The sequence below is a fragment of the Aliivibrio fischeri genome, assembly GCF_009727955.1.
GTDB classification, from domain to species: domain Bacteria; phylum Pseudomonadota; class Gammaproteobacteria; order Enterobacterales; family Vibrionaceae; genus Aliivibrio; species Aliivibrio fischeri_A.
In genome coordinates, this window is record NZ_WOBR01000010.1 from 322,906 (window position 1) to 345,763 (window position 22,858).

A 22,858-nucleotide genomic window follows, 5' to 3' on the forward strand; every position below is an offset into this window, starting at 1 on the left:
TACGTATACCTATAACTCACTATACGTGGAGAATTGTCATAGTAAGCCAAAATGAGAGATGAAAAAAGTGAACTCTTAATTTAAAAGCACTTCCTCTTTAATTACAGCCAACCGATAAACTAGCTATAAAAAACCACTCGCATCGCCAATAAAATCAATACGACACCAGATAATCTGTCTATCCATTTCGCTTTACTACGGAGTTTATCCACAATTCTAGGGGCGGATAGCAAACAACTAATAATCGTATACCACAATCCATCAACAACAATAGGTGTGATAACAATAATGGCTTTATCTAAAGGGTCATTGCCTACTGCGACAAATTGACTAAACAAAGCTAAGAAGAACAACGCGATTTTAGGGTTTAGAAGTGAGATAAGTAGCCCTTCTTTTGCTGACTCAACAATCGTAACTTGTTGTCCAGATTCAAGCTTTGCTGCAATTCCGCCAGTGGAACGCAAGGCACCGAGACCTAAATAAGCCAAATAAGCAGCACCTAAATAGCTAATCCCTTTAAATAGCATAGGTGATTGTTGTAACACTACCGCTAAGCCAATCACGGTAATAAAAGCATAAAACCCAATACCAATTGAATGAGCCCAAGCGGCTGCTATACCATTAATTCGCTTACCTGATAAAGTATGTTTAGCTACTGTCGCTAAACTTGGTCCTGGAGACATTGCTCCCAACAATGAAACCAAAAATAATGAAATCCAAATAGTTAATGTCATTTCAAGCCTTAATTTAACCTCAACTTGGGATAAGAAAGTCGAGATATATGTTTTTTATACACTTACATTAAATCAATGATTCAGTGCTGTTAATTTAGATGCATAACAAGGCAAAATCATAAGTCAATAGCTTGCCTATTGTGTTGATTTTAACGCAGTTAGGCGCTAAAGAAACAGTGCTGAATGACTTAAATTATTCCAAATTGAGGTTAATTAACTTTACAACATTGTCTCATTCACAATAAAATCGCACATTCGGTTAAATAGACGAGTTTATAATGAAAAGGTTACTACCACTTTTGTTGCTAGGGGCAACTGCATCAGCGCAAGCAACAGACACTTTACACCAAATCTATATTCAGCCAAGTCTAGCAAACCTAAAAATTGATGGCTCTCATGGTAGCGCTTTAATGACTCAAGTGGGTTATAACTATCATTTCGCACCCATGATTGCGATGGATCTAAGCTATTACATGACAGCATCAATGAATGATATCGCAATGGATAATGACAAAGCATCGGCTACGGGTGCGACTATCGCAGCAAAAATGTATTTCCCAATGTCTTATTATGGCTCTTTCTATGGGAAATTCGGTTTGAACCGCACCAATGTTGAATATCAATATAAAGTTAATAATCAAACGTTAAAACAAGACGCAGTATCAACTAAACCTTATGTTGCAGTAGGCACAGTAATGAAGCTGTTCCCTTCCGTTACCTTCAACGTTGAATACCAATATATGCCATTAGCTTCTGATGATTACATCTCATCTATTGGTGCTGGTGTGAACTTTATGTTCTAGCTTTTAAACAGCATAAAAAAGGGCGCTTCCAATCACCTTGGAAGCGCCCTTTTTATATCAATATAGCTTCATTTATTAAGCCACTGCAGCTTCTTTCGCATCCGCTTTATTTTTCAAGAAAGCGTAAGTGAAGCCTGTTACTGCTGTACCCGCTGCAATGGCTACCAAATACATAAATACTGGCGTGATTGCGTTTGGAATAAGTAGAACAAATAGACCACCGTGTGGAGCAAGCAATTGAGCACCAAACAGCATAGATAGACCACCCGTTAGTGCACCACCCGCCATACAGCTTGGAATCACACGCATTGGATCTTTCGCTGCAAATGGAATCGCACCTTCAGAGATAAAGCATAAACCAAGCACAAATGATGCTTTGCCTGCTTCACGCTCACCCGCTTCAAACTTGTTCTTAGCAAGAAATGTCGCTAAACCCATACCTAGCGCAGGAACCATACCTGCTGCCATGATAGCCGCCATTGGGCCGTACGTTTGTGAAGCCAGAAGACCTACACCAAATGTATATGCAGCTTTGTTTACTGGACCACCTAAGTCGAAACACATCATACAACCAAGAATCACACCCAGTAATACAGCGTTAGTTGAGCCCATGTTGTTTAGGAATTCTGTTAACGCTGACATGATGCCAGATACAGGACCACCGATGATATAAATCATCACCAGACCAGTAAATAAACTTGCCACAAATGGAATGATTAGAATTGGTTTAAGCGCTTCCATTGATTGAGGAAGAGATACTTTATCCGCAATGAATTTAGCTGAGTAACCAGCAATGAAACCGGCAGCAATACCACCAAGGAAACCCGCACCTGTTGAGCTCGCCAACATACCACCGATTAGACCTGGCGCTAAACCAGGACGGTCAGCAATCGAGAACGCGATAAAACCAGCAAGAACAGGGATCATTAACGCAAATGCAGCGCCACCACCAATGTCCATTAAGGTTGCAGCGATAGTACCCGGTTCTTTAAATGCTTCGATGCCAAATACAAAAGACAATGCAATCAACAAACCACCCGCGATAACAACAGGAAGCATGTGTGATACCCCTGTCATTAGGTGTTTGTACATGCCTTTTTTCTCTTCAGTTTGAGAAGATTGTGTATTACCAGACGCTTGGAAAACCGTCGCATCAGCGAAGGCTTTATTCATCTCTTGTTCTGTTTTCTTTAATGCTAAACCAGTACTTGTTTTATATAGACGTTTACCATTAAAACGCTCAAGAGGAACCTCAATATCAGCAGCGATGATAACCAGATCCGCTTCTGCGATTTCTTGATCCGTTAATTGGTTTTTCGCACCCACAGAACCACGAGTTTCTACTTTAATAATGTGACCTTGGCGTTTACCTTCTTCTTCTAACGCTTCAGCCGCCATGAAGGTATGTGCAACACCCGTTGGACACGCCGTAATCGCTACAATTTTTTTAGCGCCCGTATCTTCAGCAACCGCTGTTGATGTCACTTCAGAAGCGGTTAATTCTTTTGCGCTGTTCGCTGCGTTTTCTAACCACGCTTGCGTATCTGTAGTACATTCCGAAATAGTGCCTGTATATACTTTTTTACCCACAAAGCGAGCGGTATCTACTTCTGTATTTGCAGCGATGATAATAGCATCTGCACCATCAATCACTTCTTGGCTTAATACATCAACAGGTAACACGCTTGATTGACATTCAATCGACGCAGTCCAATTTAATTTTTTTGCAGCTTGTTCTAATAAACCCGCTGCAATAATGCTGTTTGCTACACCACTTGGGCATGCTGTTACGATAGCTATGTTTTTCATATTTTGTCCTTAATCTATCACTAAGCGTTATTACACGTTGCTAGAAATAGGGTTGTGTAGGGTTACTTGTTGTTGTAATTCTTGTACGTTTTTAATATCTGGAACACCAACGCCGACCTGCGATACAGCTAAAGCAGAAAGAGCGGTAGCAAAAGATAAGATTTGTGAACGATCCCAATCTTGCTGCATGTGACCCCAACATAGGCCAGCAACTAACGTATCACCAGCACCAACCGTGCTTACTACGTTCATTTTAGGTGGTTGAGAATACATCCATTCAGCTTGTTCTTGGTCGTTTTTACCAAGCCACATCACGCCTTTTGAGCCTAATGACACGACGATATTTTCAATGCCTTTTTCAGCAAGATCTTCAGCCGCTTGTTGACATGATTCTGGTGTATTTAATTCACGACCTACAAATTCCGACAGCTCTTCATCATTTGGTTTAATTAACCAAGGGTGAGCATCTAAACCTGCAGCTAGTGCGGCACGACTACTATCAAATAACACTTTCTTGCCCATTTGATGCAGTTTTTCAATCCACTCTGCGCACTGCTCTGGAGAAATGCCTTTTGGTAAGCTGCCCGCTAATACGAAAAATTCATGTGTTTTTGCTAACTCAAATAAGCGAACTTCAAACTCAGCAATTGCCTGTTGTGATACCTCAACACCCGGGAAGTTAATGTCACTCACTCGGCCATCTTTTTCAACTAACTTCACATTGATGCGAGTTGCACCATCAACACGGACAAATTCATCTTTAGCCTTCATTTCTTCAAATAGTTGACAGAAAAGCTCTTCATTATCACGGCCTAAAAACCCAGTAACCGTTACCTCTGCACCTAAGTCAGACAACACTTTTGCCACATTAACGCCTTTACCTGCGGCATGAAGTGAGCCTTTACTTACTAAACTCACAGAGCCAACTGATAACGCATCTAAACTACCGGTTAAATCTAAAGCAGGGTTCAGAGTGATAGTAACGACTTTGCTTTTTAAATTAGTACTCATCAATTAACCCTCGCCTAAACCAGAAGCAATCGCAGCACCAATACCAGCCAGCGCTTCTTTTGCATCAGCACCATCTGCGGTAAATTGCAGTTCGTGACCGTGTTTAACACCAAGAGCGATCACTTTCATTAAGCTTTTCGCATTCACGGCTTTACCATCACCATTTACGTTTAATACGGTGATTTTTGATTCGTATTTTTTCGCTTCAGCAACAAGCATTGCACCTGGGCGTGCGTGTAAACCGTGCGCATTTTTAATTTTAAAGATTGCAGTGTTATCCGCATCAGCACTTACTGTTGTTTCTTCAATAGAAGTAGAGAACATGGCAAGTAACTGTTCAGAAGTTGCAGATAGAATCGACTCTTGTTTTTGCTCAGCAACCGCCTTAGTGATCGTTGTTAAAAACGCTTGATGAGAAGCATTACAAGAAGCAATCGCAATCAGACCTTTCACTGGTAATTCATTAAACTCACAACCATTTGCCGTAGTAACAATAGACATGCCTGAGCGTTTTACGCCTTTGTCCGTACTTACTAACCATAAGCCTTTGCCTAAATGAGTCGGTTCTTTAGTTACCAGTTCAGCAACAAATGCGCTCTCTGCGTTGCCGCTATTTTTTAATAAACCGCCAGCAACCGCACTCATTTGAATCATGTCGCTTGCAGGGAAAAGTAATTGAATGAGTGATGCATCAAAATCCGCTTCAAACTGAACTTCACCATTTAATAATGCAATAATGTCAGCTTCGGTTTTTGCTTGTTTTAGTTTCTCTTCTACGCCATCAGCAGACAACACTTTCGTTAATTGCTTAAGAATACCTAAGTGTTCATCTGATTTCGCCGCAATACCGATAGCCACATAAACCACATTATCATCACCCCAATTTACACCTTGTGGAAAATGATGAATCGCGACACCCGTCTGATTAACCAATTCGCGGGTATCAACCGTGCCATGTGGAATAGCAATACCATTGCCTAAAAATGTCGAGTTTTGTTGTTCACGATTAAGCATTCCATCAACATAATTTTCTGCAACTAATCCTTTGGTTGCTAGCTGTTTTGCAATCGCTTTTATTGCTGTTGTTTTATCCGCTGCTGACTGCTGCAGCGTAATGTCATTCTTTGTTAATGTCAGCATGGGTCTTAGCCTCTCGCTATCTATGTTCACTGATTATTCATCGTATTTATTGCCTTGCAAAACAAACTGAATCGATTCAGCAAAGCATTCAAAAAAAGTTCAACAAATTTATTTTCACCCATTAAATTCGCATTTATGAGTAAAAATAGCGCAAATATCACGCTTTTCAAATTTGCTGAATCCTTTCAGCTTTTATACTGAATCGATTCAGCGTATAATTCAACACCTAAGCTGATTGGATCTATATTTCTATGATCCGAACCACAAAATTGAGGATCTTACCCATGACATTAGATGAAATTGCCAAACTTGCTGGCGTCTCCAAAACCACTGCAAGCTATGTCATCAATGGTAAAGCGCAGAAATATCGCATCAGCGAAAAGACACAATTAAAAGTCATGGCAGTAGTTGATGAGCACAATTACCGCCCTGATCATGCGGCATCTGCATTGCGTGCAGGCAGTAGCCGTTCGTTTGGATTAATCATTCCTGATCTTGAAAACACCAGTTACGCCAAGCTTGCTAAACTTTTAGAGTTCAATTCAAGAAAAGCTGGCTATCAAATTTTAATTGGATGCTCTGATGATGATCCTGAAACAGAAATGAATGTCGCTCATGCACTTATTAGTCGTCGTATTGATGCGCTATTCGTTGCAAGTTGCTTACCTAATGGCAGTGATTACTACTTAGGTATTCAAGAAAAAGGTACACCAATCATTGCCATTGACCGCTCATTAGATGACGAGCATTTTGGTTGTGTGATCAGTGAAGATTTTGATGCGGCTTACGAGTTAACTAAGTCGGTAGTTAATGAGAACGTTAAATCAATTGGCTTAATTGGTGCATTACCAGAGCTGAATATTTCTCGTGAACGTCAATTAGGGTTTGAAGCAAAGGCCAAAGAGAAAGGTTTAGCAAGCATCACAGGATATGGCGAACACTTTAATAGTGAATCAGGCAAAGCAATTTTTGAACAATGGATCAAAGATAACGCCATTCCCGATGCGATTATCACCACCTCTTATATTCTGCTTGAAGGGATTTTAGATGTACTCATTGAAAAGCCTGAGTTAATGACCAAAATAAAATTAGGCACGTTTGGTGATAATCGTTTATTGGATTTCTTACCCATTAAAGTTAACTCTCTACCACAACAATTTGAGCTAATCGCAGACAGTGCATTAGCATTGGGGTTGAATGCCTCAGCAAAACGCTATCAAGCAGGAATAGAGTTAATTCCTAGGAAGATTATTATTCGCTAGTCGAAAAATTGGCTGTTGCGGCAGCCAATTTTAGCTTGTTTAGTATGATATACAATACTTAGTTAAATAATAACGAAAGTTTTAGCCATTAATAGACAAAAAATAAAAAGAATATAACTCCATACCCCTAAAGCATTGACCCACATAAAAACCTTAAATTTTATAGAATCAGTTGTTACACGCTTACGAATGAATGGGTACTTAATCCAATAATCAAAGCATCGACTGCCTATTTCCCAAGACATTTGATATTGAGGCCGCATATGCCCATTTTTGTCATAATATTTATCAAGGTCTTTTGCTAATTGCTTATCAATAAAAATAATATGTTTAAAACTTCCTAGTGAAACAGTTGCACTCATAATCACACCAGGAACAGACCAAGCTATAGCATATCCGGCAAAAATAGAGCCAGGAACCATAATCAATAATTCCCACCATACTGCATCCGACATTTATCTCCTCCCATTATTCTTGCTTACAGTACGGTCAGCTGCCCCCCCCCTTTAAGCCCACTATAAATATCCCTTAAATGCGGTTGATATTAATGAGTATCTTAAACTCCACATAATCTTACCAAATACCAGAAAATACATTAGTTCTGATAAACTACGATTTCATTAGAAACCATCGAATCTAAAGGTTCACTAATAAATGTAAAACGCTATAATGAATAATGAAACTATCCATTAATATGGAATCACAAATATCCTAATGACCAAATAAATCAACCCAGTAAAGCTCAAATTTAAGCTTAAAATACATATCGCGTATGTGTGACCAAGAAGTATTTTAACCTTCTCCCGCCATGTAATTATTTCAACATTTGATAATGAGCATAGAAATCTTAATATAGGGTACATAAACCATATAGAAGGAAACATAGTTCCTATAAGCCAATTGTGTGCGACATTCCCCATTGAATTAATAGATCTTTCTCTAAATACAGGAGGTGCACAATCTGCCACTTTATTTATTAATTCTTCTTTTATTTTTCTATTTTTGATACTTATATAAATAGTTAAAAATATAGATAAAAACATACCTACTGTAAATGTAAAAATAGCACTACTTAAAGTAATAAAATCAATAATATCAATCAAATAATCTATCGTATAAATCAAAACTCACCTCCTCAACAGCACTTCCAAACTCGTTAGATATGTCTCCACCATAAATTCCCCAAACAAACCCTGCACCACCAACTAATAATACGGAAAGTCCTCCTGTAGCTGGTGATAGAATAAGCCCTATACCATACATTCCCATACCTGCATTGAGAGCCATCGAACTAACATTTTTAACGGTTGAGCGACCACATGCTTCACTCATTACATCATTATTTGTAATGCAGGTTTGAAACAAATCCTTTCCATTTCCATAAAGGCCGAGCCCTGTAGCAACGACTCCACCAATTTTTAATCCCTTACTGAATTTCATCGATTGTTTATACAAAGACGTCATGTCTATTCCAGAAATAGATTTAGAAAAATCTTTTGCTTTATATAATTGTCGCTTATCGATATTTAGGTACTTATTAATATTTCTTGCTTGAAACTCTTTTATATAAGCAGGCTTAGTCACCCCTGATAAAGCTCCTTTCATCTCTTCTTTAAAAATTCGGGAAGCTTTACGCCATGCTTTATAATCTGGATTAGATTTTAAATTAGCTTCTGAAATCCCTTTTGTTTTTTCTGCTATTTCTTTTGAATACTCAGCAAAATTTGTCATTTTGCTATTAAGGATTTTTCCCTGCTCTTGAGCACCATCTATCAATCCAGCACTTACCGCTAATAAGTGACTTAAATTTAAACTACTTGATTCCGGCGAATCAACAACCCCTTCTCGAGTATCTAAATTTGAAGCAGCAATTATCATTAATGCACTAGTTGTCGTTTCATGATGCTCAGAAAACCACTTTTTCTCATCACTGGATAGTGTTAAGAACTCCGTCATCAACTCATCAGTTTGTTCTATTGCGTATGCTTCATCTTTGTGAGGAGCTTTCCAGGGAGATACAACCAATGGCATCCCTTCAATTATCTGGTGAAAGCTTCTTTTTAAGTGTGGGTTTGACTTAATAAAATGCTCAATAACTTCTGACTTATCTGACAAGTACGTTTCTTTTACAAAATCTTCAATAGTTATTTTTGAATCAGAAAAAACGATATAGGTATCATCAACATCAAAAACCTCTGTCTGACATACAGGTGTACCCTCTCCACTTACCGCATAATCATTACCATTTCCGTACTTTTCATCAGGTAAAGTAATCTTCATTATATTAGCTCCTGACTTTTCACTTGTTGATGAATCCCTTTTATCCGCTCAGTTAATGAGGTGTCACTTTGATCTAACTTTATGCTCATCCATTGAGGTTCTTTTTCTAAGCAACCAGCGTCAATTCTCATGCGTAAATACCCTTCGTATTCTTGTGCCATTGTTGGATTGTATTTATCCGCATCCAAAAGAATATCCATCGCTTGATGTGACGATGGTAAAATTGGTTGATATTGATGAGCAATATCCTCTAACAACTGATATTTTCGAATCTCATCCATTAAAGCAAGTTGCGTATTATCAATAACAATTGGATTCTCATTAAAGCTATGTACTTCTTCTAGAAAATCACTTGATACCGAACGTTGATATACGAACCAAGAGTTGTAGTGATGCCACTGAATTGCTAAAACACCGTTAAACATTTGCTCAAGCTGCTCAGGTTTTAATGCCAACAGCACACTTGGTAATACTCTTGGATCAAAGAATCGTAATGTCGCTTTATTTCCAGACTCTTTAATAATTGTATAAGCGTAAAGAGCTTGATTTTGAAACGCTTTAAAACCGAGAGAGGATGAAAATACACTCCCTGATGGCTGTGCAATAAACCGATTCAAAAAATCATCATGGCTTTCATTACCCGTTAATTTGATAATAATTGGGCTGCATTTCTTTAATTCGTGACCTAATAGATAATCCCATTCAAGAACTGGATTTTGTTGATAGACATACACTAACAGATCATCGAATAGACTAGGTTCAATAATGGTGTATTTATTAGCAGTCATTGGTTGATATTCAGGGTGTTTAGCTATTGAATAATCATCTAGTTTGAATGTACGGAGCATGTTCCCTCTCCATCACAATGACACTCTTCGACAATTGCACTTCCCTGAGTTGCTTGCTGCTGATAATTAGCAACTTCTAACGCTTCAATATCATAAGATGTTGCATTCACAGCATTAGAAACCTCTCCCGCCTGCTCAACTTCTTTCCCCATTGGTAATACGGCTGTTTTTCCTGCATAACCACTGCCACTTCCTGCGCTTCCGCCAGAGTTCAGGTTAATTGCAGAACCAATAAGATGAACACCTGCTGGGTCAATTTTTACAACACTACCACCGGCTTTAATGGTGATTTCAGTACCTGCTTCTAACACTATTTTTTGACCTGATTTTAAATGCAATTCAGAGCCGATCTCCTCTAGCTGTTTTTTGCCTACTTTTTTATGTAAAGAGCCATTAACTTGATGATGAGCATCACCCTTAATCGTTTCAAACTGGCTTCCATTAACGGTGGTATGGCGATTGTTTTTTATCTCATTAAACTGATTGTTATGTACTATTTTATGCTCATCATTAAACACTTCTATCGTGTGATCATGTTGGATCTGACTGTCCATGTCTTTTGCTGCATGAATATAAATTTGCTCTGCGTCTTTTTTATCTTCAAAGCGCAGTTCATTGAAGTTTTCACCACCTAATGAACTTGAGGTTTTAAAGGTACTGCGTGTTTTATGCTCAGGTAAGGTATAAGGTGGTTTATTAGCACCGTTATAAAGCGCTCCAGTAATAATGGGCTTATCTGGATCACCATGAATGAAACTGACAATCACCTCGTGTCCTATCCTAGGTAAAATAAACTGCCCATATTGGTTTCCAGCCCAGCCCTGAGATGTTCGTAACCAACAACTGGTCTTTTCATTTCCCTGACCATTTCTATCCCAATGAAACTGTACTTTTACACGACCATGCTCATCACAATATATCTCTTCGCTTTCAGGGCCTGTTACGATAGCGGTATCAACATTATGGATCAGTGGTTTAGGTTGAGTATTAAGCTTAAAAGGAACTATCCATGGCATACAGCGAAAGCTGGCATTATATTCAGAGCCACCATCAGCCAATTCTTCAAGTACCTGTGGCTGACGCCCGCTATGAAACACTTGAGTTAGCAACCAAGTATCGTTCCACTCAGGGTTAGGATGTTCTTGAATAGGTTGGAAATACCCTGCGGTCAGTTGTGCGCAGTCGCTCTCGCCGAAAAGCTCAATACTCCTAGCTCTTTGTTGCTCTAATCGTAATGACGCTTGTTTTGTAGCTTTTTCTGATGAGGTTTGATTAATTGGGTATTGATAATGTTCTAATGCTAACTCAGAGGCACATTCACCTTGATCATCGTTCTGCATAATCCCTGCAGGAAGTCGTGTTGGCGTTTCAAAATTAAAGTCTCTTACTGATACTTTACCGACGCTTACTTGCTGCTTTTTCATTAAAGAAGTAATGGTGTTGCCATCTTTCGTCATTCCATTATCAGCAACAACGCACAAGGGAGGTAATTCGGTATATATTTCAGGTCCATCCGAAATAATCTGTTTAACTCCACTCTCTGTATGTTCAAAATAATATACTAAGCCTTCTTCAGACAATAAGCGCTGAACAAACATGGCATCGGATTCACCGTATTGAACACAGTACTCTCTTGGTTCATGAGTATTAAACAGCTCAATAGCAAAATGATTACTCAAGATCCCCGCTTGTTGATAAATCTCGGTAATGATGTCTGGTACAGTTTTATTTTGAAATATTTGATAATTGGTTCGATAATTCAGAAGTGCAAAAATAGGAACCAGACTTAATCGGTAGGTACTGTTTCGAAAAGAAGTGCTGATTTGTTCTATCGATTCAATAATACCGTGTACGTACCTTGGTGCAAAATCGGGATTATTGTCATGATGCAATGTCAAGCAAGCTGGCAATTGTAACCATTGAGCTAAATTCAATTCAGGCTCTTCACAAATAAAAGTAACATCAAACTGATAGTTTTCCCCTAACGTTTCTTGCCCTGAGAATGAATACACTTGAAGTGGAATATCTATCGTTGCAACGTTAATTTCAAATTGAGCTTGGTTTGCATCCTGCATAATGATCCTTCCTAATACACGACTCTATTTTCATCGCGTTAAACACGGTGACTTAATTAAATAAGCTAAAACGCAAAAAGGGAGAGCCATCATAAACAGCTAGGGGTGCTTATGATATTGACTCTCCCGAAAATGCGAGCGATTACGCTTTCATTGCTGTACGCCAGTCATCGTTACCTGATGTACCTGCGACTTCGTGCGTCCAATCAATGGCACGATATGTCATAAATACATCTTCTAGGTGTGTGAAATGCGCTTGTGATGGATCTTGACAGTTAGGCATTGACGCAGTGATATCAACGATAATCGCATCGTGTAGAACTGTTGTGAAATAGTGCTCTTGTGTACCTGTTGCAGAAGTACGGTACCACTTAATCTCAACTTTAGGCAGTTTCTCACCAGACGTTAATGCGTTATACATTAGTGGTGATGCCTTATCGAATACTTTTGTAATACGTACAGGCTTATGCACACGTTGACCAGTAGGCTGACCTGATTGAGGATCACGAGGTAATAAAACCTGGTGTTCAAATCCTTGAACTAACACTTCGTCTTCATGACCTTCTTGGTAAATGTTACCTACTGAATCTTCAGTAAATGTACCTGCAGTAATTAGTCCCTGTTTTTCGCCTTCAATGCGCATATAAGCTGGAGTTGGCATACTTTCTTCCTTTTAAACAATAGTAAATGAATAATTCCCTATCCCTATTGCCAAAGATGTGCCAATTTTTTAACCGTTAAATATCAATAAGATAAAATGATAAAAAACATAAATTATAAAATAAAAGTTTGAAAAACAATCAAAGATTCTTGAAAATCAATCAAACTAATATCCGTGCCAAATTAAACTATCTTTCGTACTGAATCACGATTTTCCGATTCAGTTATCAAAAAAACCATTAATTAAGTAAATGAGCATAAAGGTTACTCACTTTTTCACTGCATTTAGGATTCGCTTCCATTCTTTTATAATGTGCAATGGTTTTATGTAAATACTCTTGGTGCTCAGTATTGCTCAAATCCCACATTTCAGAACCTATGCAATGTAATGACTGTGTTGCTCGGTTGCTCACATGCAATACTTCATAAAATCGTTGGTTTTCTTTTACAAGCGTTTCAGAGATCAAACCAAAGCCCATTTCAATTAATTCTCGTCTTACTCTGTGATTATGCAAAACTGGGCAAAGAATAAACTCTAAATCAGCATCTTTATTGTACTGATAAATAGACCGTACTATCTCAATAAGTAAATCGCCACCGACACCAGCAATAATAATTAAATTTTTAGAATCATTAACTAATGGAAGGTGCGCCACATCCATACAATGAACCTGCCATTGAGGTTGAATATCAGCAGCGTATTTATTAAGTCGAATTTCTAGCTCTACCATTAAGCTATCTACCACATCCACAAAATGAATCACGCTTTTGGGTTGTGAGGCTAATAAAGCCATACCTAACTGGCCATGGTCACAGCAACAGTCCCAAATATGATCATAATGGGTTGTTACTTTATTTCTGATGGTATCTAAACGAGAGCTTAATTTCATGAGTTTAATCTGTAGTAAAAATCAGACACAGTATATAGTATTTTTTTCATAAAAATCAGGTAAGCTACCCTATAGAATTCTTAATCAAATGGTAATGATGATGTATAAACTGATCGCGCTTGATATGGATGGCACTCTGCTTAATTCCGACAAACAAATCTCTGCAGAAAACAAAGCTGCAATTGCCGCTGCTCGTGAAAAAGGTGTCGTTGTCGTATTGGCTTCTGGGCGCCCACTAAATGGCATGAAACCACAGCTTGAAGAACTTGGAATGACAACTGAAAACGACTACGTGCTCAGCTATAACGCATCATTAGTTCAAAAAGTGAAAAATGAAGAAGTGATCCGTAGCCAAATCATTACTGGTGCAGATGCCAAAGCCATTGCAAAACTTGCACAAGAGCTTGGTGTTAATGTTCATGCATTTTCTCAAGAAAAAGGCTTAATTACCCCAGCACTAAGTCACTACACAGAGCATGAATCAAAAATCACAGGTATGCCAATCACAGTTATTGATTTTGAAGAACTTGCTGATGATGAACAAATACTTAAAGCCATGATGATTGATGAACCAGAACTGCTTTCTGCGGCTATCAAACAACTTCCTGAAGCACTTTATAAACAATTTACCATTGTTCAAAGTGCGCCTTTCTTCTTAGAGTTTTTAAACCCAAACAGCAACAAAGGTGTAGGTGTAGAAGCACTGGCTGATCATCTAGGTATTACCGCCGATGAAGTAATTTGCATGGGTGATGCTGGTAATGACTGGCACATGATTAAATATGCAGGATTAGGCGTTGCAATGGCCAATGCGACCGATGACGTAAAAGAAATTGCTAACCACATTACAGTAAGCAACAACGAACATGGTGTAGCAAAAGTGATTGAAGAGTTTGTTTTAAACGTTTAATTCCTTTTCATTATATAAATACAACTAAAACATAGCCCCTAGCATGAACAGACATACTAGGGGCTATTTTATTTCTGATAAAGACTAATTACATGATTACGCTTCTGATTCAACCATGTGTTTTTCGTTATCTCCACCACTATTTTTCTTCTTTAATGAAATAAGAATGAGTGAACAGACCATACCAACAACAGCAACCGTTAAACCAATGCCAAAGATCATTTGATACGCCTGAACTGCAGGATAGCTATCAATAATCCAACCATTTAATGCATATGCCCAGAATACAGAAGCATAAGCTGCAAATGAACCAACACTCATTGCTGAACCACTGTAATCTTTAGGTACGCCCGCTTCTGCCACTGGCGCTAAAATAATACCTTTTGCTAAGAAAATGCTAAATGAGAAGCACATTAATAGAACCATGTTCATCATTAGCATACCTTCTGATTTAGGCAGAGCAATCGTCACACCTAAACATACCGCAGTTAATCCTAATGCAAAGAACATCATCTTAATGGAAGATTTAAATACAAAATCAGCAATTGAACCCGCAACAAGACCTGCAACAACACCCATTGCCCCTGTATTAATGATACCGAAAATCGCAGCTTGAGCAGTAGACAACCCGAACACAGCTTGAAGATAAGGAACCGTATAAATCAGAGTAATGTAAATCCAATATACGGTTAGAGAAGTAATTGCAGCTAACCATACCGTTGGCATTTTTAAAACGTGAATTAAGCCTTTTAACGCTTCTTTATTTTTGCTTTCACCTTGCTTAATTTCCATGTGGTTATCTGGTACGAATTTCCATACACAGAAGATCATAGGAAGAATAAGTAATGTATAGAAAACGATCGCACCTTGGAATACTAGAATTGATCCACCAACCAATGCCATGATACCTACGATAACCGCATTCATGCTCATCTCAGCTGCACGTCGTACAGACTCTAGTAACCCAAATGCCATCCCTTTATTTCTATCGCCAGACATTAACGTCACACCATTCACAACGGCAGGCCAGAATGCAGCGTCAACTAAGCCCCAAATACCTGCAATAACAACCAGTACGCTAAAGCCAGGCTCTAAGAAAATGATCGCCATCATACTTAAAAAACGAATCGACAAACTGGTAATTAAAATGGATTTGACAGAAAAACGATTATTGACCCAACCAGCTGGAATATAGAAGAACATTGCTGAGCCTATCAGCGTAAATAAGATCCCCATCTGGGTATTATCTATTTTTAGTACTTCTAATAATAAATTATAAAATGTCCCTTTAAAGGCTTCAAAAGCCGAGTAAATAATTTGCCCTGACATCACGACAGAGAAAAAGCCAAATAGCTGATTTCGACTGGTAAATCCAATCTTTTCAAATAAGTTCATTTGAGCAATCCTTTCACGTTATTGAATTATTAGTTTTGTTATTATTGTTTTGCTTTGTATTTAGAAGGAAACTTATGAGCGATATCAGTACAAATACCATCTACGCCCCAATTGAAAAGTTCATTTGCACGAGCCAAATCATTCACCGTCCAAACATTTACTTTAATACCTGATGCTTTAAATTTTTGCACCATATCTCGAGTTAGCCCTTTCTCTTCAGGGTGAATATAGTCAGCTTGGCACCACTCAATAATCGAATTCCAGTCATCCCACAATGTATGGCTTTCAAAAAGACATGCTACTTTCGTTTCTGGGCTTTTGCGCTTAAATTCAGATAAAACAAGGTGGTTAAAACTTGAAATAATCAATTCTCGTTCTGGGTTTAATTCTTTAAGTGCAGAGATTAAATTATCAATCAACAAATGACTTAACTTAGCGCTAGCTGAACATGATTTAATTTCAATATTGAGATTCAGCTCTTTTTCGTTCGCTAATGTGATTAATTGCTGAATCGTCGGTAAACGCTCATCAATATAATCATCACTAAACCAACTGCCAGCATCAATAGAAGATAAATCAGCGCTGCTAATATCACATAGGCGACCACTTTTATCTGTACAACGATCTAATGTATCGTCATGAGATATGATCACAGTGCCATCTTGTAGAATATCGACATCACATTCAAACCATTGAACACCATGATCTTTACATAATGAGAATGCTGAAAGCGTATTTTCAGGAGCCAGAGAAGACATTCCACGATGAGCTATTAATGTTTTCATTGTTAACCTATTTCACGTGTTAAAAGATAGAAATAATAATAACGCTTAGGTCATTGCATAAATGTGACAGAAACGAACAAAATGCGCATTCGAACGCTCGAATTGGAACTTTTATTACTTTTTGCAGCAAAGTTAACAATATTAATCACTAAAAATAAGCGGCTGCAATAAATTTATCATCTATTAGGCGCTACCCATTTAGTAGTAAAAACTGTTTACACCCTAAGTTTCAACAAAATAAGTAAACTCTTAATTCATTAGTTAACTATATAATTGAATTTATTTTTCATGAACTCTATCGCTAATACTGCTTTTTAATAAATAAAAAAATGGCACTTCATCAATGATAAAGTGCCATTAATTTTAACTTTATTATTTTACTGCTGGTAATACACTTTCTTTTCACGATACATATGTTCATCAGCAACAGTGAACATTTTAAATAAATCCGTTTTATCTGAACATGACCACCCAATAGAATAGTGGGCTGGATAAGAGTTCCCCTCTTTATCTAAAAATGAAAGTCCTTTTTGGTTAACTCTCAACTTATCAGATAACGTAATGCACTCACTCTGCGTAACGTTTTCAACAAGTAGAACAAATTCATCACCACCAATACGATAAAACTTAATATCACTCGATAATAATTGAGCGATATTGTGGCAACTGGCTTTAATTAGCTCATCACCAGTACTATGTCCATATTGATCATTGATGGTTTTTAACCCATTAACATCTAAAATGAATAATCCAAAATGCCAAGTTGCTTTAGAATCTCTATAACGTTGTTGATAATGCGTTAAGTCTTCATCAAACGCTTTTCTGTTTCCGCATGCGAGTAATACATCCGTTCTTGCAATATCAGCAAGCTCTAACCAAGACGATAATTGCTTTATAAATAGCTCAAATACCAATACCTGTTTTTCTAATGCTTCTGTAGATACAAAATGCAAACTCGCCAACACTTTATAATTGCTAGCAACTATTTCAATACCTGCATTATCACCTAAAGGATCAAAGCTGAGTTTCCAAACCGTCTCCGGAAACAATTTACTCAGTTGTTGTTCAACCTTTGCGGGAACATCATGAAAATCTAATGCTTTATATTCCGAACCAAACTCAATCACTGCAGCTAAGTTGTTCTTGTTTACCTCTTCACGAAACAAAGCATCACTAATTAAAGCCGTTTGTTTTTTTACTTGAACTTCCAGCTCTTGATTAAATGATGATAATTTTTCATTACTTAATTCAATTAAGTTCTTAGATTCATTTAACTCTTCGTTTTTCTTCTTAAGTTCCAATAATTGATTACGAATCGTTAAACTCATTGTTTTTAATACAATTGCCATTCGTTCAAATTCGCTAAACTGAAAACGTTTCTCTCGTTTATTCGGTTTATTAGACGCGTAACTAACAATGGTATCTTCCATCTCAAGAAATTCTTTTGAAATCCAACGAGTGATCCCCATCGCTACCAAAATGACGGTAATAAGTGTCCAACCAATAACGGTGAATAGAGCTAATAAAGACGACTTCATGTCCTTTAAGCGTGACACATCAGAAAATTGGTACGTTATATCTAATGTCAGCGATGATGAAAATGAAGGATTATTTAATATAAAGATACGCTCAAGTGCGCCATCTTTAGTTTTCGATTGCTCAATTTCATGTTCTTCATGTCCAACATGTTGATTTAATTTAAAGTTCTCATCTTTAAACAGGAAATGTTGGAAATGCTGCTCAATTGTCTCAAATGAAATAAGCACAACAACATAGCCAGATGCTCGATATCGTCCAGAGCCTTCCAAATTATATGCCAGCATCGGCGTGACTAAAGCAATACCTTTCGTAGATGGCAGTCCTTTAATTAAATTAGGCTCTGAATAAAAAAGAGTTTTAGTTAACCCTTTCTCATATATTGTATTATCAATACTTATAGCCTTTAATAGCTGACTATTCTCAAAGTGATATGGACGGCCATTTAAATTATAGAGTGGCTCCCACTTATCATTAAGAATATAAACACTGTTTATCAGACGTGATAATTCACTAAAGCGCGTTAAATTGTGTCTAACCACACTTGAATAAAGAATATTATCTAGCGCTTGAATATTGAATCGATCACGCGATAACCAATTCAAACTTTGTTGAATACGATCAAACTCCACCACTATCTCTTGCGCAATAGTAGATACGGCATTTTGGATCTGTTGTTCTTTTTGATTAAATAGTGTTTCACCTATGCTATTAGTTAAAAATTGACTAATAAATATCAATGGCACTAGCGAGCAAATAATCAAAACGTAAGTAAATGCTTTGCGTAAACTCACATATGGGCGAGAGATCATGATCCTTCTACCTTTTCAGAAAAACGATCAATTAATTGATTAATGTAAAGCATGGTTTCTTCTTTAGGCATACCATCGGAATAACGAGATACGCCTCTTGCTAGAGCTTCCCAAATAAATGAAACGCGTACACTTGTGGGCATTGGCTGTGATCTCAAATACTGCTGATACACCGAATACATCACTTCTTGCTCAGGTTGTATTGATACTTGGTTCACTTCTGTTGAAGCCGAAATATATTGATGCTCATTGATTAATTTAGTCAAAAATACCTTATCTTGAACCATGGTTAGCAACTTCTTAATCATCATTCTTTTTGCAGGGTTCTGTAATGCTGTTTTCGTTATCATTAGTACTTTACCAGCAGATAAAGATTTCATTGGTATACCACGATAACTTGGCAGAGAAGTGATACCAAGATTGTCCCCAAATTTTTCACGTAAATCACTTACCGCCCAATCTCCATCGATCAAATATGACGCTTTACCGTCAATAAATAACTGTCGACTACATAAGCTGTTACATTGAGAACCTAAGTGATTCAGTCTCACTAATTCATGAAAGAAAACTAAGGTATTCATGCATTTACGATCTTTAAAATGAACCTGATCTAGAGGAATATCTGGATGAAATAAACTAAAAAAAGCCGAGAAAAAATACATATCACGTGAGCTAAACGCTATCTGTGTTTTATTCGGTTCCTTGGCTGACAAAGCTTGTAATTGCTCCCACTGAGTAATCGGCTCTGGAGTTTTACTCTTATCGTAAAAGAGCATTAAATGATTACCAAGAAAAAGGGGAAGTCCCATATAGCTATCACCCACCATTGCACTTTGACGTGCAGCAGGTTCTAATTGATCTTGCTTTATCCAAACTTTTGGAATAGGTGAAATACCTATAAATTTATGAAGCCCAAGAAAATCAGAAGGCACCCATGCTACATCAGGCATGTAGTTTTTAGATCTTGATGCTAAAAGTAACTCTGCTTTCATTTCATCAATTGAAAATTTACGGATCATCAATTGATTTCCCGTTCTAGCTTCAAATTCTACAGCTAACTCCTGATCAACGTTATCACCAAATGCACTCCAAAATTCAAGTACTTCCGCTTTCGATACAAATGAAATAGATAATAATATAAGAATGAAGAATTTAGGCATGGGATTGTATTTAAAAGTCAGCTAAAAGTAGAAAAAATGCAGAGTAAATCAGTGCAGTTTAAGGCTGAGCATTATATCAGATAAAGCTTAGTTTACCTCTCTCTATTTATAAAATACTACTTTAGGAGTCAGTCTTTTCATTGATATTTATAATATACACACCAAGTTATTTCCAAAACAGAAAATACTATTTGAATTAATTTCACTAACAGAAACCATTAGACTTCATTAGAATATATCCATACTAATAAAAAGGGTTTTATCATGAGTCAAGAACGTTTCTATAGCATCATTACTGATGCAAATCTGTCACCAAAACAAAAATCAAATTACTTAGCATTAGAAGCTGAAGCAAGTTTGCCTTATATGGATATCAATACTGAAACTCGTAAAGCAATGGATGACGGCGTTCTTTGTGATATGTTTGAAGGCCATGCCCCTTTTAAACCACGTTATGTATTACCAGATTACGCTAAGTTTTTAACTCAAGGTTCAGAATATTTAGAGTTAAGCCCAGCAGAAAATTTTGATGATGCATTAAATTTACTCACCATCATTTATCATCATGTCCCTTCTGTTACTTCTATTCCTGTTTATCTTGGTCAACTTGATACTGTACTTCTGCCTTATGTTGGCGCCCTTAGCGATGAAGAAATTTACCAAAAAATAAAACGTTTTTGGATCATGTTAGATCGCACTCTTCCTGATGCATTCATGCACGTTAACATCGGTCCAACTGACAATATTATTTGTCGCACCATCTTACGCGTTGATGCTGAATTAAAACAAATAGCTCCAAACTTAACCTTTATGTATGACGCTGACATCACACCAGATGATCTACTGCGCCAAGCCGCATCTAACATTTGTGAATGCAGCAAGCCTCACATTGCTAACTACCCTGTGCATGCACAAGCGTACAATAATACAGGCTTTGGTATTGTTAGTTGTTATAACTCACTACCTCTTGCTGGTGGCTCAAACACCTTAGTTCGTATGAACTTAAAAGAAGCCGCAAAAAAAGCAGAAAGCAAAGCCGACTTTGTTGAGAATATACTGCCGCATTATTGCACCATTATGTTTGGGTTAATTGAAACTCGTAGTGCTTTCTTACATGAAAAATCAAACTTCTTTGAAGGGTTCTTAACGAAAGAAGGCCTTATCAATGAAGACCGCTTTGCCCCTATGTTCGGTATTTATGGCATGGCTGAAGCGGTTGATATTTTGATGGAAAAAGAAGGTATCGAAGCCAAATATGGTCATGATGAAATTGCAAACCAATTAGGTCATGCGATTTCTAAGCAATTATCAGAAATCGTTGATGAGACAGATGTAAAATACGGCTATCACGGCAAAGCACTGCTTCATGCTCAAGGTGGTATCAGTTTAGATATCGATGTTACACCTGGTGTTCGTATTCCTTATGGTACAGAACCTGACCCTGTTAGCTATGTACAAGCAACCGTTGGCCACCACCAATATTACACCTCTGGCATTAGTGATATTTTAACCATTGATGAAACCGTAAAATCAAACCCAGAAGCCATGTTTAATTTAGCTAAAGGGGCATTACAATTAGGTTATCGTGAGTTTACAGCTAACGTTGCTTCAAATGATTTAGTTCGAATCACTGGCTACATGGTGAAATTATCTGATATAGCGAAATACGATGCTGAAGGCTCACGCACCAATACCACTTTCTTAGGTGCTGAGGCCGCGAAAAACACCGAGGTACTAAACCGTACACCACGTGTAGTGGCATTAGAAACGACACCCACATACGCTAAGTAGCTGCATTTATGGTTAACACTGCCCTTTTAAACGGTGATAACGTCAACTATAAAAAAACAGGAATAGTCAGTAAAGTACTGACCTTTTCTTGTGTTGATGGACCTGGTAATCGCCTTGTGATCTTCTTGCAAGGCTGTAACTATGACTGCATTACTTGTCATAACCCTCATACAATAAACCATTGTGATCACTGTGGTGATTGCTTCGCTCATTGCCCGACTAACGCATTAACGTTTGATGATTCACCAAGCCCAAAAGTCATCTGGAATGAATCTTTGTGCACTCAGTGTGACAAATGCATTGATGTTTGCCCAAGTAAATCGAATCCTAAAATCACTCTCTATTCGGTTCAACAATTACTTGAGTTAACTAAAAAATATGCGCCCTTTTTAAGTGGCGTGACAGTTTCAGGCGGAGAAGCGACACTGCAACTTCCCTTTATTATTGAGTATTTTAAAGCGATTAAAAGCACTGATGCTTTACGCCATTTAACCTGTTTTATTGATAGCAACGGCAGTTTGTCTGAGCAAGGTTGGAACAAAGTTCTCCCCTACTTAGATGGTACGATGATTGACTTAAAAGCATGGCAAAACGATACGCATTTATGGTTAGTTGGTAGAGACAATCATCGGGTATTACACACAATCAATCTACTAGCTCAGCACAACAAGCTGCACGAAGTACGATTACTGTATATTCCAAACAAAACTGACTTATTAACTGAGATTGATGCCGTTAGTGAATACCTAAAAACATTACCAAAACATATTCAAATCCGATTAAATGCTTTTCAACATCACGGTGTCATTGGAGAGGCATTAACATGGAATAAGTGCTGTAAAACACAAATGGAAGAATTTGAAGCTAATCTAGTGCAGCGATTAGGTCGTGAAGTGATAACTCCATCTATTTACACTTAAACAAACCATTGATTCATAAAGAAAGCCTCAGTTATAA

At 37.6% G+C, this 22,858-nt stretch carries 20 protein-coding genes; 5 read left to right on the forward strand and 15 right to left on the reverse strand.

Annotated features, from left to right (window positions below):
* Positions 1 to 119 precede the first annotated feature (119 nt).
* Complete coding sequence (locus GNP81_RS14620; RefSeq protein ID WP_065595235.1) at positions 120 to 734, reverse strand: LysE family translocator; 615 nt, start codon at positions 732 to 734, stop codon at positions 120 to 122.
* A 278-nt stretch (positions 735 to 1,012) separates the two neighbouring features.
* Between GNP81_RS14620 and GNP81_RS14625 the strand changes: the two genes are divergently transcribed.
* Positions 1,013 to 1,537 carry an outer membrane beta-barrel protein gene (locus GNP81_RS14625; protein WP_041941219.1) on the forward strand — a complete coding sequence of 175 codons (525 nt, stop codon included), beginning with the start codon at positions 1,013 to 1,015 and terminating at the stop codon, positions 1,535 to 1,537.
* Between the two features lie 75 nt (positions 1,538 to 1,612).
* Here GNP81_RS14625 and fruA read toward each other — a convergent pair whose 3' ends face one another.
* Genes fruA through fruB form a run of 3 tightly spaced genes read right to left on the reverse strand, consistent with a single transcriptional unit; the run spans position 1,613 to position 5,497 of the window.
* Positions 1,613 to 3,346: a PTS fructose transporter subunit IIBC gene (fruA, locus tag GNP81_RS14630; protein ID WP_155673885.1), complete on the reverse strand. Its 1,734-nt coding sequence runs from the start codon at positions 3,344 to 3,346 to the stop codon at positions 1,613 to 1,615.
* A gap of 30 nt (positions 3,347 to 3,376) precedes the next feature.
* Positions 3,377 to 4,357 (reverse strand): 1-phosphofructokinase, encoded by a 981-nt coding sequence (gene pfkB, locus GNP81_RS14635; protein ID WP_155673886.1) that lies wholly within the window; start codon positions 4,355 to 4,357, stop codon positions 3,377 to 3,379.
* Positions 4,358 to 4,360: 3 nt separating this feature from the next.
* Complete coding sequence (gene fruB / locus GNP81_RS14640; RefSeq protein WP_155673887.1) at positions 4,361 to 5,497, reverse strand: fused PTS fructose transporter subunit IIA/HPr protein; 1,137 nt, start codon at positions 5,495 to 5,497, stop codon at positions 4,361 to 4,363.
* 284 nt (positions 5,498 to 5,781) lie between these two features.
* On the opposite strand from fruB, the gene cra reads away from it, so the two are divergent.
* Entirely contained in the window at positions 5,782 to 6,759 is a 978-nt protein-coding gene (gene cra, locus GNP81_RS14650) for a catabolite repressor/activator (RefSeq protein ID WP_155672573.1), read from the forward strand.
* Between the two features lie 62 nt (positions 6,760 to 6,821).
* On the opposite strand, the gene GNP81_RS14655 is transcribed toward cra, so the two are convergent.
* From GNP81_RS14655 to GNP81_RS14685, 7 genes are all read right to left on the reverse strand, one after another.
* A complete protein-coding gene (locus GNP81_RS14655) occupies positions 6,822 to 7,214 on the reverse strand; it encodes a hypothetical protein (RefSeq protein ID WP_196587364.1) in 393 nt (130 codons plus the stop codon).
* 234 nt (positions 7,215 to 7,448) lie between these two features.
* A complete protein-coding gene (locus tag GNP81_RS14660; protein ID WP_196587365.1) occupies positions 7,449 to 7,883 on the reverse strand; it encodes a hypothetical protein in 435 nt (144 codons plus the stop codon).
* Entirely contained in the window at positions 7,855 to 9,039 is a 1,185-nt protein-coding gene (locus GNP81_RS14665; RefSeq protein ID WP_155673888.1) for a hypothetical protein, read from the reverse strand. Before GNP81_RS14665 ends, GNP81_RS14660 begins: the two co-directional genes overlap by 29 nt.
* Positions 9,039 to 9,887, reverse strand: a complete 849-nt coding sequence (locus GNP81_RS14670; protein ID WP_155673889.1) for a DUF4123 domain-containing protein — start codon at positions 9,885 to 9,887, stop codon at positions 9,039 to 9,041. The genes GNP81_RS14665 and GNP81_RS14670 overlap by 1 nt, the downstream gene beginning before the upstream one ends.
* Positions 9,866 to 11,962: a type VI secretion system Vgr family protein gene (locus GNP81_RS14675; RefSeq protein WP_155673890.1), complete on the reverse strand. Its 2,097-nt coding sequence runs from the start codon at positions 11,960 to 11,962 to the stop codon at positions 9,866 to 9,868. The genes GNP81_RS14670 and GNP81_RS14675 overlap by 22 nt, the downstream gene beginning before the upstream one ends.
* A gap of 142 nt (positions 11,963 to 12,104) precedes the next feature.
* On the reverse strand, positions 12,105 to 12,623 hold the full coding sequence (locus tag GNP81_RS14680; protein ID WP_005423511.1) for an Hcp family type VI secretion system effector: 519 nt from the start codon (positions 12,621 to 12,623) through the stop codon (positions 12,105 to 12,107).
* A gap of 238 nt (positions 12,624 to 12,861) precedes the next feature.
* Positions 12,862 to 13,512 carry a tRNA (adenine(22)-N(1))-methyltransferase gene (locus GNP81_RS14685; protein WP_155673891.1) on the reverse strand — a complete coding sequence of 217 codons (651 nt, stop codon included), beginning with the start codon at positions 13,510 to 13,512 and terminating at the stop codon, positions 12,862 to 12,864.
* A 100-nt stretch (positions 13,513 to 13,612) separates the two neighbouring features.
* Between GNP81_RS14685 and yidA the strand changes: the two genes are divergently transcribed.
* Positions 13,613 to 14,422, forward strand: a complete 810-nt coding sequence (gene yidA, locus GNP81_RS14690) for a sugar-phosphatase (RefSeq protein ID WP_196587366.1) — start codon at positions 13,613 to 13,615, stop codon at positions 14,420 to 14,422.
* A 96-nt stretch (positions 14,423 to 14,518) separates the two neighbouring features.
* Here yidA and GNP81_RS14695 read toward each other — a convergent pair whose 3' ends face one another.
* The 4 genes from GNP81_RS14695 to GNP81_RS14710 all read right to left on the reverse strand — a co-directional run bounded on the left by GNP81_RS14695 (position 14,519) and on the right by GNP81_RS14710 (position 20,110).
* The gene (locus GNP81_RS14695; protein WP_005423518.1) at positions 14,519 to 15,817 is read right to left on the reverse strand and encodes an MFS transporter; all 1,299 of its coding nucleotides are present in this window, start codon (positions 15,815 to 15,817) and stop codon (positions 14,519 to 14,521) included.
* A 41-nt stretch (positions 15,818 to 15,858) separates the two neighbouring features.
* A complete protein-coding gene (locus tag GNP81_RS14700) occupies positions 15,859 to 16,602 on the reverse strand; it encodes a glycerophosphodiester phosphodiesterase family protein (protein ID WP_005423519.1) in 744 nt (247 codons plus the stop codon).
* A 377-nt stretch (positions 16,603 to 16,979) separates the two neighbouring features.
* Positions 16,980 to 18,950, reverse strand: a complete 1,971-nt coding sequence (locus GNP81_RS14705) for a GGDEF domain-containing protein (RefSeq protein ID WP_155672579.1) — start codon at positions 18,948 to 18,950, stop codon at positions 16,980 to 16,982.
* Positions 18,947 to 20,110 carry a sugar ABC transporter substrate-binding protein gene (locus tag GNP81_RS14710; protein ID WP_155673893.1) on the reverse strand — a complete coding sequence of 388 codons (1,164 nt, stop codon included), beginning with the start codon at positions 20,108 to 20,110 and terminating at the stop codon, positions 18,947 to 18,949. Before GNP81_RS14710 ends, GNP81_RS14705 begins: the two co-directional genes overlap by 4 nt.
* Positions 20,111 to 20,374: 264 nt before the next feature.
* Between GNP81_RS14710 and GNP81_RS14715 the strand changes: the two genes are divergently transcribed.
* Positions 20,375 to 21,901, forward strand: a complete 1,527-nt coding sequence (locus GNP81_RS14715) for a YjjI family glycine radical enzyme (RefSeq protein ID WP_155673894.1) — start codon at positions 20,375 to 20,377, stop codon at positions 21,899 to 21,901.
* Positions 21,902 to 21,909: 8 nt separating this feature from the next.
* Positions 21,910 to 22,821: a YjjW family glycine radical enzyme activase gene (locus tag GNP81_RS14720; RefSeq protein WP_155673895.1), complete on the forward strand. Its 912-nt coding sequence runs from the start codon at positions 21,910 to 21,912 to the stop codon at positions 22,819 to 22,821.
* Positions 22,822 to 22,858 lie beyond the last annotated feature (37 nt).